The 265-nt window shown below is 61.9% G+C and carries 1 pseudogene; it reads right to left on the bottom strand.

Going from position 1 to position 265, the window contains the following annotated elements:
• Positions 1 to 265, bottom strand: a pseudogene (locus AC5ZG5_RS46605) (ISNCY family transposase); the annotation flags it as partial.

The following is a 265-nucleotide window of genomic DNA, read 5'->3' as shown; positions in this document are numbered from 1 at the left end:
TCTTTCCATGCTATTCGCAAGCTCGACAAGAACTGTTCAATCGGCGGCGTCGCAGTTGGATGGCTTGCTGGGGCAGCGTCGGTGAGACTGGCCAACTGCTCCTGCACGGCTCGGATATCGCGCAGTAAGGCGACCGGATCCAGGTCGGCATAGATTTCATTGACGCGGGCGCGGACGGCATCGGGTGTTCTTGCTTCCGCAACCAGCCGCTGATGCGGCGTCGCGGGAGCGCTGTACGTTTTGTGGACACGCGCTCCGTCGCGCT

The organism is Bradyrhizobium sp. Ses1 (assembly GCF_059512365.1).
Note: the sequence above shows the minus strand (reverse complement) of the source record. Positions and strands in the feature narration are given on the sequence as shown.